The sequence below is a fragment of the Bacteroidota bacterium genome (assembly GCA_013696965.1).
Taxonomy (GTDB): Bacteria; Bacteroidota; Bacteroidia; order JACCXN01; family JACCXN01; genus JACCXN01.
The window spans coordinates 64,027-77,683 of sequence record JACCXN010000004.1; the positions used below are offsets into that span (position 1 = coordinate 64,027).

Annotated in this window: 12 protein-coding genes; all 12 read right to left on the reverse strand. The window is 34.4% G+C overall.

The features are described 5' to 3' along the window. Window positions 1-267: 267 nt before the first annotated feature. Complete coding sequence (locus H0V01_00545; GenBank protein ID MBA2581852.1) at window positions 268-933, reverse strand: hypothetical protein; 666 nt, start codon at window positions 931-933, stop codon at window positions 268-270. Between the two features lie 61 nt (window positions 934-994). Next, a complete protein-coding gene (locus H0V01_00550; GenBank protein ID MBA2581853.1) occupies window positions 995-1,573 on the reverse strand; it encodes a DUF502 domain-containing protein in 579 nt (192 codons plus the stop codon). Window positions 1,574-1,723: 150 nt separating this feature from the next. Then, a complete protein-coding gene (locus tag H0V01_00555; protein ID MBA2581854.1) occupies window positions 1,724-2,077 on the reverse strand; it encodes an MmcQ/YjbR family DNA-binding protein in 354 nt (117 codons plus the stop codon). Between the two features lie 6 nt (window positions 2,078-2,083). Next, complete coding sequence (locus H0V01_00560; GenBank protein ID MBA2581855.1) at window positions 2,084-2,833, reverse strand: cyclase family protein; 750 nt, start codon at window positions 2,831-2,833, stop codon at window positions 2,084-2,086. 61 nt (window positions 2,834-2,894) lie between these two features. Next, window positions 2,895-3,479, reverse strand: coding sequence for a hypothetical protein (locus H0V01_00565; GenBank protein MBA2581856.1), 585 nt, complete (start codon window positions 3,477-3,479; stop codon window positions 2,895-2,897). Between the two features lie 2 nt (window positions 3,480-3,481). Further along, window positions 3,482-4,621, reverse strand: a complete 1,140-nt coding sequence (hemW, locus tag H0V01_00570) for a radical SAM family heme chaperone HemW (GenBank protein MBA2581857.1) — start codon at window positions 4,619-4,621, stop codon at window positions 3,482-3,484. After that, window positions 4,621-6,150, reverse strand: coding sequence for a HAMP domain-containing histidine kinase (locus H0V01_00575; GenBank protein ID MBA2581858.1), 1,530 nt, complete (start codon window positions 6,148-6,150; stop codon window positions 4,621-4,623). The genes hemW and H0V01_00575 overlap by 1 nt, the downstream gene beginning before the upstream one ends. A 112-nt stretch (window positions 6,151-6,262) precedes the next feature. Beyond that, on the reverse strand, window positions 6,263-8,902 hold the full coding sequence (locus H0V01_00580; protein MBA2581859.1) for a hypothetical protein: 2,640 nt from the start codon (window positions 8,900-8,902) through the stop codon (window positions 6,263-6,265). Window positions 8,903-8,981: 79 nt separating this feature from the next. Next, on the reverse strand, window positions 8,982-10,730 hold the full coding sequence (locus H0V01_00585; protein ID MBA2581860.1) for an rRNA pseudouridine synthase: 1,749 nt from the start codon (window positions 10,728-10,730) through the stop codon (window positions 8,982-8,984). 220 nt (window positions 10,731-10,950) lie between these two features. Then, window positions 10,951-11,475 (reverse strand): isopentenyl-diphosphate Delta-isomerase, encoded by a 525-nt coding sequence (gene idi / locus H0V01_00590; GenBank protein ID MBA2581861.1) that lies wholly within the window; start codon window positions 11,473-11,475, stop codon window positions 10,951-10,953. A 163-nt stretch (window positions 11,476-11,638) separates the two neighbouring features. Beyond that, on the reverse strand, window positions 11,639-12,847 hold the full coding sequence (hflX, locus tag H0V01_00595; GenBank protein ID MBA2581862.1) for a GTPase HflX: 1,209 nt from the start codon (window positions 12,845-12,847) through the stop codon (window positions 11,639-11,641). Further along, window positions 12,848-13,492, reverse strand: a complete 645-nt coding sequence (locus H0V01_00600) for a SirB2 family protein (protein MBA2581863.1) — start codon at window positions 13,490-13,492, stop codon at window positions 12,848-12,850. Window positions 13,493-13,657 lie beyond the last annotated feature (165 nt).

Here is a 13,657-nt window from a genome sequence, read left to right on the forward strand (position 1 = left end):
TGAAATAAACAGTACTATTAAAACATAAAAAATGCCTTTAGTTAAACTCTAAAGGCATTTTTTTATTCGTATTATCGGCTAAACTTTGAAATAGCAAATACAAAAACCTGCATATTCTTTTTAAAGGTGATTTAACTACTTTTTTGAACCTAAAGCCATTGTGAATTCATCTGTTTTGGTCATCTAAAACTAATTCACATTCAAAAGAATCGAACATTAAGAGTCCACAACAAAACCCTATACAAGAATAGGAAAGATGTTAAAAGACTAATTAATAGCCTTTATTTTTTTCTCTAAATCAGAAAGAACTACTTTTTGAGCATCCACTTCTTTTTTCTTTGCTTCCTGAGCCTTAAGGTTTTTTTGAATATCAGCCTCAGCAGCTTGTATTTTTGATTTGTAGGTTTCTATATCCTTCTCAAGGCTGCCTTTATCCTTTACCAATGATTCAAGATCCTTTTCATTCTTTTTTTGTAGTTTTTCCGCCTCTTTTACAACTGCTTCAACAGCTTCCTTACTAACTTTTACAGCAAAATTGTAAACAATGTTTTTTGCTTCTTTAAATTCTGAGGAATGCTGAGAAGATGACAAATAAGCTCCTCCAAGATCAAATCCAACAATAAATTTCACAGATCCGTTTTTATTGTCCTCCACTCGTGCATATACATCAACAGTATTAGGACCTATTGCCTTAATGGTGGCATCATCCGCAAAAATTTCTTTTTTTGAAGATACTTTCGCATTGAAATCCTTCATAATTGATTTCCATTCTTTTTCAATATCCGATGCTGAGGCTTCATATATGGTAACAATAAGAGCATTGTTTTTACCATTGCCAATGTTTTCGTTAGATTCAGATAAAGAGATTTTTTTCTGAGCCATTAATTGAACAGCAAAAACTGTTAATACAAGAAGAAGAATTGCTTTTTTCATAGTTTGTTTTTATATTAATATGACCAAACTTAATATTTTTATCTTTTAATGCAAAATGTTTTCATCCTTTTGTTATTTCTGAGATGCCTCCTGAGACTATGAATTTCATGATTTCTGCAGATGGAGTATGAATAACGGTAACGTTTTCTTTTGGAACAATGAACAAATTACCTGAAAAATTAAATGAATGAGGAAGATAAACAGCAACTTTATCTTTGGCTATGTTTAGGTCGGTTAAATCCTCCCTTGTAATAAATCCCAATTTTTCAACGCCCATTTCCTTACTTAATTTAACAAGAACCGGTTGGTTGAATTTCTTTTTTGACCCAACCAGGGCAGACATTAAGTCTTTCAGGGAGGAATAAAAAGTATTAATAAGGGGCGCCTTGGCAATAACTGATTCGATAATAAGAAAAAATGGCTTAAAAAAGATAGTGCTTCCAAGCACTCCAAAAATCAAAATCAACACTATAAGGCCAATCAAACCAATTAAAGGATCAATTGCAGGATGAACAGTAATGCCTGCTGCATTAAGCCCGGCTCCAATAATGATAAAAATTGAATAAATTACATAAACAACAATGGAAATGGGTACAGTAAACAAAAGTCCCCTGAAAAAATACTGTATAATTTGTTTCATTTTATTCTGAAAATTTTTAATTAAATTAATTTTGTAAAGGTTAGTGATAATTTGTAAAACTAATCTGTTTACTCAAAAGTAGCAGAGAGGAGCCAAAGTTGTATATTACTATTTATCTTTGAGTATTATCAGGAAAAAACTATTCAGTTTTTACAGTGTTTGCAGCACTTGTTTTTGGGCCTTTGTTAAGCCTGATGAAACCAACTCATAGGAGTGATCAATCCAGGAGAAAAGTATATTATGCGCAATCGGCGGTTCATTATTGATTGTATTCCAATGTTTTTTATTCATATGATATCCAGGCCTTACGCCAGGATATTGTTCTCTTAGTTCAATTGCCTTTTCAGGATCGCATTTAAGGTTAATGCTTTCAAAATTATTAACATCTGTTAAAGCAAAAATTTTACCCATTACTTTAAAAACAAGGGTAACAGAATCAAAAGGAAAATCTTCGGTTACACCTTTTTTGGATAAACAATATTCTCTAAAAACCTCAATATTCATTATAATTCAATTTAGTTTATACAATACAGGTTTTGAAGGGCTGGCGTCATTCTCAAAACTTGCAATTTGCAAATTTAACAAGTAAGATCCATCTTTCACTGTATCTGGAACGTAAATTAATTCAGTAATTGTTCTATTGAGTTGGGGATTTTCCGGATACTGCCAAAAAATATGATGAGCAGCCAGCTTTCCCTCATCAGATTCCCGGTCAACAGAGGGCAAATCAATAAGAAGATGTTCAATGTTCTTATTGTGTATTAATTGTGCGGCTGCTGCTTCTAAATAAGGGGGATTGGTATTGGAATATTGTTTTTCATTTTTAGCCAGCTCGTTAGGAAGGGTGCGTATTATAAGCGCTTCGGGCTTACTGTCCTTAATTGCATCTGATATTTGAACAGCGGTAATTACTTTGTCGCCATTGGCAAGCTCCTGAGGGGTAATTGTTATGAGTAAGGCAATAAAATGGAATTTTTTAAGGCATTTATTTATACTGATGTTTTCCTTACTTATATGACCCACGCATTCAGTATGTGTTCCGTTTGCATGCGGATTAAAAAAGATATTCCTAAAATTAACTGATCCCCCCTTATTAACATCTCCAATGAAATGTTGGGTTTCTACAGCTTCTATTTTTACTGGTTCTGCATACCAGGCGTTAACATTTGAGGCTCCTGCTCTTAAAGGAATAGAAATATCAATTGGATTGGTAAAATCGGCCTGGTATTTTTCTTTTTTATGGTAAATGTTAATGATCATGTTTTTTATTTCAAAGGTAAGATTTTTGAAATTTCCAACAGCAAAAATATTTACCCCGGACTTAGGGTTGGGATTGGGGTATTTTTTTAAGTTGTTGATGCAGTTTAGTATTTAAAACAAGCACCATATCAAAAGGCGTTCGTCTGGAAATAGGTATAATATCGAACCTTTTTATATAATAGGGAAATGGTTTTTTTAGAAATTCAAATTCACAATCCTTCACCACAAGGGCGTAAAGACCTGTACCTGGGGTAAAATCAAATTCACTGATAAAGAAATCTCCGGGGTTTACAATTATAGACGAATCAACCTCCAATTCAGCATTTAATAAGTTACCTGTGAATTCCCTGTTTTTGATTTTCTCTGAGCAGGTGTTGTAAAAAAAATACACCTTGGAAAAATCATATACACTTGTAAAGGAAGTGTAAATGGCCTTGTTTTCAAGGTGTTGTTTGCGTATTACCTCTTCCGCTTCTTTATTGCGACCCAGTTTCCTTAGTGCGTTAATTTTGTTTTCAGATGTATATAACCTTACCAATAAAACTCCACTTCTTAATTTGAGCACCTGATTGTTTGCAATTTCCCGTTTTTTTTGGGAAAATCCAACAATGGGCATAAGCAGCAGTATCAAAAGAAATAAACGCATAATTAATCTTCAATAATAAAAAAACCTGATGCTATTGCATCAGCAAATAGTTTGCCTGTTTGGGTTAAGCATATTTTATTTTCTAAAAATGTAGTATGTTCTCGGCTTAAATGCTTAGTGTTTTCTTTTAAACAATGATTTGAATACTCTTGTCCAAATTTATTTTGAATTACATTTAAATCAGCCCCTTCCCTTGTTCTTAAGGAGGTAAGTACATATTCATTAAACCTTTTATTCCTGGTAAGCACTTCCTTTTCAAAGGGAATTTTATCCTCATTAATTGCCTTAATATAAACCCCGTTTTTGTTGATATTCCATTGCCTGTATTCTCCGTTAAAAGAATGTGCTGATGGCCCAAGTCCCAGATATTTTTCTCCTGTCCAATAGTTGCTATTGTGCCTGGATTGATAGCCTTTTTTGCAGAAATTAGAAATTTCATATTGAATAAAGCCATTTTGCTCCATCTCATCAACCATAGTTTCAAAATGCTGGGCAGCTAGTTCCTCATCAGGGCTACTTATTTTTCCCTTTTTAATGAAGTTATCCAAAGGGGTTTTAGGCTCTACTGTAAGGCAATAAGCAGAAATATGCTGAACATTCATAGCAAAAGCCTGATGCAGGTTTTCAATCCAGTTTTGTATGGAAAGCCCTGGAATACCATAAATTAAATCAATACTGATATTGTGAAAACCAAGATCAATGGCATCTTTTACACAAGTAAGGGCCATTTGGGAGGAATGGGCCCTGTTCATAAACTTTAAATCATCATTTCTAAAGGATTGTATACCAATACTAAGACGATTTATAGGTGTTGCATTAAATTGCCTGAGCTTTTCCCTTGTTAAATCATCAGGATTTGCCTCAAGAGTAATTTCTGCATTAGAAGCAACAGTAAAATTATTTTCAATAGCATCAAAGATGCTGTTTATTTCGTGTTCAGATAAAAGAGATGGTGTACCTCCCCCAAAATAAACCGTATTCAATTGGTTCTTGTTTTCCCCAAAGAAAAGCTTCTGCATTGCTATCTCTTTTATGAGAGCTTTCAAAAAATCATCCTTGTGTTTTAATGTGGTAGAAAAGTGAAAATCGCAATAATTACAAGCTTGTTTGCAAAAGGGAATGTGAATATATAAACCTGCCATTACTTCCTTAAAATAATCCTAAAGGTTGTCCCTTTGTTAAGTTCAGTCCTTTTAACAAATATTCTTCCTGAATGGTATATTTCAACTATCCTTTTGGCAAGTGATAGTCCTAATCCCCAGCCTCTTTTTTTGGTTGTAAATCCGGGCTGAAAAACAGTTTTTAAATTGGCACTTGAAATCCCTTTTCCCGTATCGGTAATATCTATTGTGATTTCCCTTATATTTTCATCCACATCAATGTGAATTGAACCTTTCCCGTTCATGGCATCAATAGCATTTTTACATAAATTTTCAATAACCCATTCGAAAAGCGGTACATTTAAGGGAACAAAAATTTGAGTTGAGGGCGAATCAAGGTTAAATTCCACCCTGTTTGATACACGTAATTTCAGATAGCTAATGGAATTCTCCAAAACTTTAATTACATTTTCATTTTGCATTTCAGGTTTAGAGCCAATTTTAGAAAATCTTTCAGTAATGGTTTCCAAACGATGAATATCCTTTCCGATTTCAATGGTTACCTCATCCTCCAGACCTCTTAACTTTAACAATTCCATCCACGCAATGAGGGAGGAAAGGGGTGTTCCAAGTTGGTGTGCTGTTTCCTTTGCCATACCTACCCATACCTGGTTTTGTTCAGACCTTCTGGCTGTAGAAAACAGGGAATAAGCCACCATGAGAAAAATTGCAAAAACAGCAAGTTGAATGTAGGGATAAAACTTGAGCTGCATAAGAAGCAAGGATTCCTTATAAAATATATAATTTTTTTGACCCTCATCAAACTCAATTTCTATGGGTTGATTCTGCGCTCTCATTTGATTAATGAGTTTCTTGATGTATTCACTATCGTTTAATTGCAAGGAATCCAGGTTTCCCGCTGCAATTATATGTGTATTGGATGAATCTGTATACAAAACCGGAACAGTGGCCGAATTAAGGACAATTTCAGAAATAAAAGATTTGATAATGTCATCGAGAACCAACCTAAGATCAGTGAATATTTTTGAATCATTGTAATACAAATAATTCTTTTGGTCTTTGTAATATGGGATTTCTATAGGCTTTTGGCTTTCTTTCATCTTTTCAAGCTCGTTGGTAAGAATCTTGATTTCAATAGGAGAAAGACTTGCAAGATTATCGGCTTTAATGGCATCAAGATTTCTCCAGCTTGTAATGTTTTGATTCTCATCAGTGAGAATCACCGGGATGGTGGTATTGCTATTTACAATGGTAAGGTAGAAATTCCTGTCCAGGTCATTTTCGGTGGTAAAAAGCATTTTTGTTGCATCTGCCCAGAGTTCCATTCTTTTTCGTTCCTCTGTTTTGAGCTTATTGAATAGATCATTTGTATATTTTACAAGGTTCCCTTTTTTCTGGATGGCATCAGCCCAGAGTTTTACCTTTATTCTTTCTTCCTGGGCAATTTTTTCAACCAATTTATTGGTATACCATAAGGATATAAACACTATGAGTAGTGCTGAAATAAAAAGTACTATTTTCCAACGTTGTTTTTGTGAATATACGCTCATTTGTTACAATAACGATTTTGGCACCATTCAAGTATTAAAAGTTACAAGTTATGATTCCTGTTTCCAACCAAATAAAGATGGAAAATAATATCATAGAGTACCCAAATATATATTATTCCTCCCCAACCTTATCCAACCATTTTCCAAATTTACCTTTTTCTTTTTTATCAGGAGTCAGGCTTGGTTTTGCTTTTTCTTTCTTTGGATCCTCTGTTGATTTCTTGTTTTCCTCCCATTCAACCTCCAGCTGGGATTGTTTCTTTTTTACAGGAGTGCTAACAGTACTATCGCTTTTATACAATCCAAATTCTTCCTTAAGCAAGCCTTTAACCGTCTTCTTTTCCGATTGTAAATCCTCTTTCATTTTTTCCTTCAGTCCTACTCCATCATAAGAAAACTTGGGATTATCTATATGTCCTTTCATTGAAATGAAAACGGACATCCTCCTGCGGTCATCTTCTTCAAGAGATCCGAATTCATTGTTGTTTTTGTTGCTCTCCCTTACTTTGCCAGCCAGTAAATCACTTAACAACAAACGGAATCGGTAATCTACATTATCGTTAAACCCGTGAACTCCAGCAATGGAAATATCTATGGCACTAGAGTTAATCTCCATTTTAGGAATGTAAATTTTTTCATTTACTATTTCAATAACATTATGAAGCGTTGAAAATTTGATTTGTTGCAGATCAGGAACCCTGATAAAAGAGGATAGTTGTTTCATTGGTTCAAAATTCAACAATTCACCCTTTTCAATAGTAATGTCTGCATTGCAAGCAATGGATTTGTCATCAATATTCAGTTTATTGTCATAAAGTGCTGAAAAACGAACAGATGCAGAAGCGCTTCCTTTTATATGTTTTTCCTGCATTAGTTGTTGCCCGAAATTTTCAAACTGATAAAACATTTTACTTACATCAATATTAGAAAAAACAGCCTGAGACGCAACCTTAAAATTGTTTCCATCACTTCCATCAATTGAAACTGACGTTTCAATCTGTCCATCCATTGCTGAAAACTGTATTTTTTGGGTGGTTAGTTTCTGATCCTTCAGTACGATTTTACCATTTATATTCTTCGCCTGAAACTTACGGAAAACAATTTCTCCAACTTCTGCATCCAGGTAAAAAGAGGCTCGTTTAGAAAAATGCATATCATAAATGGTGTCTTTACTGCTGTTATCGCTACTAACAAATAATTCATCCAGGTTGATTTTTGAGGAACGCAGTTTAGCATCTACAATTAATTTCTGGTCTTCCACAAAATAATATGGAAATACATTTCTGAAAAAGCCAGTTAAAACGAAATCGCTTTCTGAAATTTTACCAGAAAGTTCAGAAATAATTAAATCATTGTTATCAAACAAAAGCTCTCCAGAGATGTCTTTATAAACAAGGGGATCATTCTTAAGGGAAAATTCAATACTGGATAAAACTATTTTACCTGAAGTTTTAGATTTTCTAAAATCTTCCGCAGTATATGTGTCCTTGCTTTTGAAAATACCAGAATAGGAAGCATCTATTTTTACCTTTCCATGGATGTTTTCAAGTGTATCGGATTGAAAAAAATCAGCAAGTTCAGCAAGTTCAAAAGATGAAACCGTGGAAAGTCTTACACTAGGGTTCTGAAAATCCCTGATGGAAAAGTCTCCTGAAAAATTTCCACTTCCTATTTGACAATTAAATTCATTTATATCTAAAAAAGAAGTTTTCTTTTTGCTGTCTGACCCGGAATTAAAACTTCCTTTTAAATTTATTTTTTCAACTTTAACCGAGGAGTTTTTATGTAGCATTTCACCCTTGTTAATTCCAAAATCGGCCAAAAACGAAGGGCTTTCATGTTCACTTGAATTTCCAGAAATGGTCCCGTTAAAATAAAAATTTCCGCTTCCACTGTAGCTGCTTGTATAGTTGCTGTAATTCTCTGGCAACAATGAAAGCAAGGATTTTATATTAATATCCTTGCCAATAATTTTTAAATCAATTCCAGTAAGCTCGTTTTGTTTTTCAATATTGCCATTTACAACAAAATTTAAATCAGCAACAGAGAGGTGTGAATTATTAATGGTATAACTGTTTTTTTCATTGTTAATATCCAACTCCAGATTGATTTTAAGGGGTTGCTTTTTAATATAATTAATATTTTCAAAATTAATTTGATCAGCAAAAAGACTGCTTTTAATTTTAAGCAAATAATGTTTGGATGAAAAATCCCCTTTTAATACCGTTTGCTCTGTTTTGAAAATTATTTTATCCTCCGATTTATAATTTGTGTAAAATACAGCAACATTCTTAAGCAGGACCTCATCAATTGAAAAAGAAATGTCCTGGTCCTGAGATTTTGGATCTGTTTTCCAAAAAATGAAGTTTTCTTCACCCTTTTGACCAATTACAGGTTTAATAATTGCATTATCAACTTGAATTTTTTTAAGGTTATACTTTCCTTTAAAAATTTCAAATAAATTAAAATGCAAGGAAATACCAGAGGCTTTTAAAAGGGTATCCTTGTTCGCTTTTTCAACTGATTCAATAATTACCACATCCGTAAATTCAACGGATCCGTATGGGAATTTTTTCAGGACAGAAAAATCAACATGCTTAACATCCATTTTTGTTAGCAGGCGTTGATTGATCTCATTTACAACCATACTTTTAACTTCCGCACCATAATATATTCCAATAAAAACACCCAAGGCTATAAACAGCAAAAAAATTGCTAAAAAGCCCAATAGTATTCTTTTCAATATTTTCATGCTCTGAAAATAATTTGTTTATATAAAGGTGCACCAACAGTGCTAACCAGTAAGTAGTATTGGTGCTAAAAGAAAATTATCAGGGAATCATTTTTAACATGGCAACTTCCTTGTCATTTAACATCCGGAATTTGCCTCTAGGAATATTTTTCTTGGTAAGCCCTGCAAAATATACCCTGTCAAGTTTTACGACTTTGTAGTCAAAATGTTCGAACATGCGTCTTACAACTCTGTTTTGGCCTGAATGAAGCATTATTCCCACCTCGTTTTTTGCTTCACCCACATAGCTAACCTCATCTGCCTTAACAGAAAAATCTTCAAGGTCCAAGCCTTTAAGCATTTTATCCATGTCTGATTTTTTAACCGGGGCATCTGTTTCTACATGGTATATTTTTTTAATTCCATGTTTTGGGTGGGTAAGTTTTTTTGCAAGATCACCATCATTTGTAAAAAGCAAAAGGCCGGTTGTGTTCCTATCTAACCTTCCAACAGGATAAATCCGCTCACGACAAGCATGTTGGATTAGTTCCATTACTGTTTTTCTTCCGCCAGGATCTTCCATTGTGGTAATGTAATCCTTAGGTTTATTCAACAATAAATAAACGTTTTTTTCTGTACGTAGAATTCCTCCGTTATATTTTACTACATCTCCTGGAGCAACCTGGTATCCTAATTCTGTTACTGGTTTCCCATTCACCGTAACCAATCCTGCTTCAATATGAATATCAGCTTCCCTTCTGGAACAAATACCGCTGTTTGCAATGTATTTGTTCAATCTTATCATTCCTTCTGTTTTTTGTTTCTTGTTGAATTCCAGCATTTTCTTTTTGCTATAGCCACGATTCTGGTACTCACCCTTTTCATTCATTTTTGGTGCAGGACGTGGCTTGCCCCTGAACTTGTCAAAAGGTTTTTTATCAGAGTCTCTGTCTGATGATTCGTTTTTTCTATCATAACCCTTCCTGTCTCCTGCCTTTTCATCTCTTCGCGGCATACTTCTGTCTGGTCTGCCAGATTCCGATCTGCCTACACCTTTCTCAAATGGCTTTTTATCGTAATTCCTTTTTTCATCATCTCTGCCAGCAAAATCATTCTTGCCACGAAATTCTTTTTTTTCGTTTCTTTCATCCTCTCTTTTATATCCATCTGATCGCTTATTGTCACCCTTGGTAAACCTTGGCTTGTTTTCTCCTGAAAAATCATCACGAAAAACTTTTTTATCTACTCCTTCACCATCGCGCTTGTACCCACCAGAGCGCTTATCCTCACTCTTTGCGAACCTTGGCTTATCGTAATCTCTTTTCTGAAAATCATCTTTGCCGCCAAAGGCTTTCTTCTCCCTGCTTTCTCCGCCTTCATCATTTCGCTTGTACCCACTGGAGCGTTTATCGTCACTCTTTGTGAATCTTGGCTTATCGTAATCTCTTTTTTGAAAATCATCTTTGCTGCCATAGGCTTTCTTCTCCCTGCTTTCTCCACCTTCATCATTTCGCTTGTACCCACTGGAGCGCTTATCGTCACTCTTTGTGAACCTTGGCTTATCGTATTCTCTTTTTTGAAAATCATCTTTGCTTCTGAAGTCCTTTTTATCTGCCCCATCCCCATCACGTTTGTAACCTGAGGAACGTTTGTCATCTGTCCTTCCGAATCTTGGCTTATCGTTATCTTTTTTTGTAAAACCATCCTTACTGCCATGGCTTTTTTTAGGCCCTTCAGATCCCCTGGTATTCCTGGCAGAGCTGCTTCTTCCTTCCTTTGAAGAGGAACGAGAATTAGCAGGACGGCTACTATCATTGTTTTTATTGCTTTTTTTATTAAACGTGTTCATTTTGAGTTGTTTTTGACCTTGGCAAAAGGAATTTTGCGGCAAAGATAGGATAGTTAATTTGATTATTCTCTGATAATTCGTCAATTCGTGGTTAAGACTATGATGAATTATCTAGTATATAACTCTGAAAGAGGTAGAATTAGTATATTATTCTGATCTAAGTTGGTAGAGCCAAAAAAATCAAAAGCTGAAAATTAATTGTATTTCTCCCTATTGTAACTTACAATGGTTTTAAATTGTAATTTTCAATTACTTTTTCCAAACATATTTTCAACCATGCCGAAAAATGCTCAGGATTGCTTTCAATTTCCTCCTTAAGTTTTTGCAAACTAATATATTTATAGGCTTTTGCCTCGCTTAAATCTGGCTTTGGCAAAGCATCGCTCTTCCCAAAATACACATGGTCGAATTCATGTTCAATTAAACCATTTTCAAATTGAATTTTATAAATAAAACTGAATTTGAATTCCAAGCTGCATCCCATACCCATTTCTTCGTTCAGCCTTCTTTGAATTACTTCTTTCATTTCTTCCCCATGGCAGGGGTGGCTGCAACAAGTATTGCTCCATAACCCTGCAGAATGGTATTTTTCATCTGCTCGTTGTTGCAATAACAATTCTCCCTTTGAATTAAAAACAAAAATCGAAAAGGCGCGATGTAGGGCTCCGGATTGATGTGCAGATAATTTATCAGAAACTCCAATTTCATTATCTTGATCATCCACCAGAATAAGTAATTTTTCCATGTTTAAAATTTTATCTTTTTACTCTAATAGAGGAAAAGGGGAGTTTTTTATCCCTTTTATTGTCCTAATAAAATCAAGTTCGATTTTATGTTTTTGAAAAAAAACGAATCTAATTATTGGCTAAACTATACCCTTTAGATGATTCCGACTACCAATTTTTGATTTAATCTTCTTGCTCTTCTACAAACAACTTACTGTGAGGATATCTTTGTAAGTGCAGTTCACGTGCTTTGCGGTAAAGCATATGTTTAAATTCATCTAAATTTTCTTTTAAATGAGCGGAAATAAAAATCACTGGATCAGTAATTCGTGCCATCCAAGTATTTTTTAAATCATCAAGGCTTTGGTTTTCCCTTGTAATCGGGCTAAGGTCATCTTCCTCTTTTTTAATGTAAGAAAAAGCATCAATTTTATTAAAAACCAGGATAGTTGGTTTGTTTACTGCATCAATTTCACGCAAAGTATCATTAACTACATTAATATGCGATTCAAATTCCGGATGAGAAATATCCACTACATGAATTAAAATATCAGCCTCACGCACTTCATCCAGGGTTGATTTAAATGCCTCTACCAGCTGTGTTGGCAATTTGCGTATAAATCCAACGGTATCTGAAAGCAAAAAAGGAACATCTTTTATAACCACTTTCCTAACGGTGGTATCAAGGGTTGCAAAGAGTTTGTTTTCTGCAAAAACTTCGGATTTGCTCAACAGATTCATTATTGTTGATTTTCCAACGTTTGTATATCCAACAAGTGCAATTCGAACCATTTCCCCCCTGCCCTTGCGCTGAGTTGCCATTTGTTTGTCTATGGTTCGGAGTTTTTCTTTAAGACGAGAAATTTTATCCCTGATTATCCTTCTATCGGTTTCAATTTCTGTTTCTCCCGGACCTCTCATTCCTATCCCTCCTTTTTGTCTTTCAAGGTGTGTCCAAAGCCTTGTTAGGCGCGGAAGTAAGTATTGGTATTGGGCAAGTTCAACCTGAGTTCGTGCTGAGGCAGTCCTTGCGCGGGCAGCAAATATATCAAGAATCAGATTACTCCTATCCAGGATTTTTACTCCTAAGACTTTTTCAACGTTTCTTAATTGCGAGGGTGATAATTCATCATCAAAAATTACCATGGAAATTCTATGTGCATCCACATAACCCTTGACTTCATTCAATTTACCTGTTCCTAAAAAAGTTTTAGAATCTGGTTTGTCCATTTTCTGCGTGAATCGCTTATCCGGAATAGCCCCTGCAGTTTCAGCTAAAAAGGCAAGTTCATCTAGGTACTCATTAACCTTTGCCTCATTCTGTCCCGAGTGAATTAAACCAATTAAAACTGCTGTTTCTGGTTCTTTTCCTGTATCAAAAGTATTTGCCATTTAGTCTTTTCTTAAAGTTTCAACATAAGTCACAATTGCCTGAGTTTCTTCGGAAGAAAGCACCTTGTTAAATGCCGGCATTGTGTTTTTTCCGTTGTTAATAATTTCCTTGATTTGGTTCCTGTCCATTTTTGTAACAGATAAATCAGAGGCCTTTTGAAGCATAAGTTTTCCATCGCCTCCATGGCATTGTATGCAATAGGCTTTATAAAGTGTCTCTCCGTGTTTCATTTGATCATAATCCAAAGCCTTCCCATCTGTATTAATCACAGAATCAATGCTTTTCTTTAAAACGATTTTCTTACCCATTTCTGCCAATCCATAAGCAAGTACAATAAACACAAATGACAATGTGCCTAATAATTTATTGTATCTTGAAAAACCGATTATACCAAGAGGAATTGCAGCAACAATGGCTATAAACTTAATAATTTGTATGTAGTTTACCGTTGGTTTTAGAACCAACATCCAAATTCCGGTTATAAGAAACAATGAAGAAACAACAATCTCTGTAACTTTCGACCATCTTCTAAAAGTATCCAGCTGATCTTTTTTATTCATCAGCAATAAAATCATCTTTATAAAATAAATGGCAAGAAAAATTGAAACAACTAGTCTGTGTGTATGTAATAATCCGGTGTACATAGTTTAAAGATTAAAATCTGGTTAATAAAATCCCAAATATATCAATAGAATTTCTCATAATAGATTTAACACAATTAATAAATATACAAATTTTTATACTTTTGTCCGCACCTTACTTTGCTCATAACAGGATTACTTGAATTTTCAATTGAATACAATGCTACT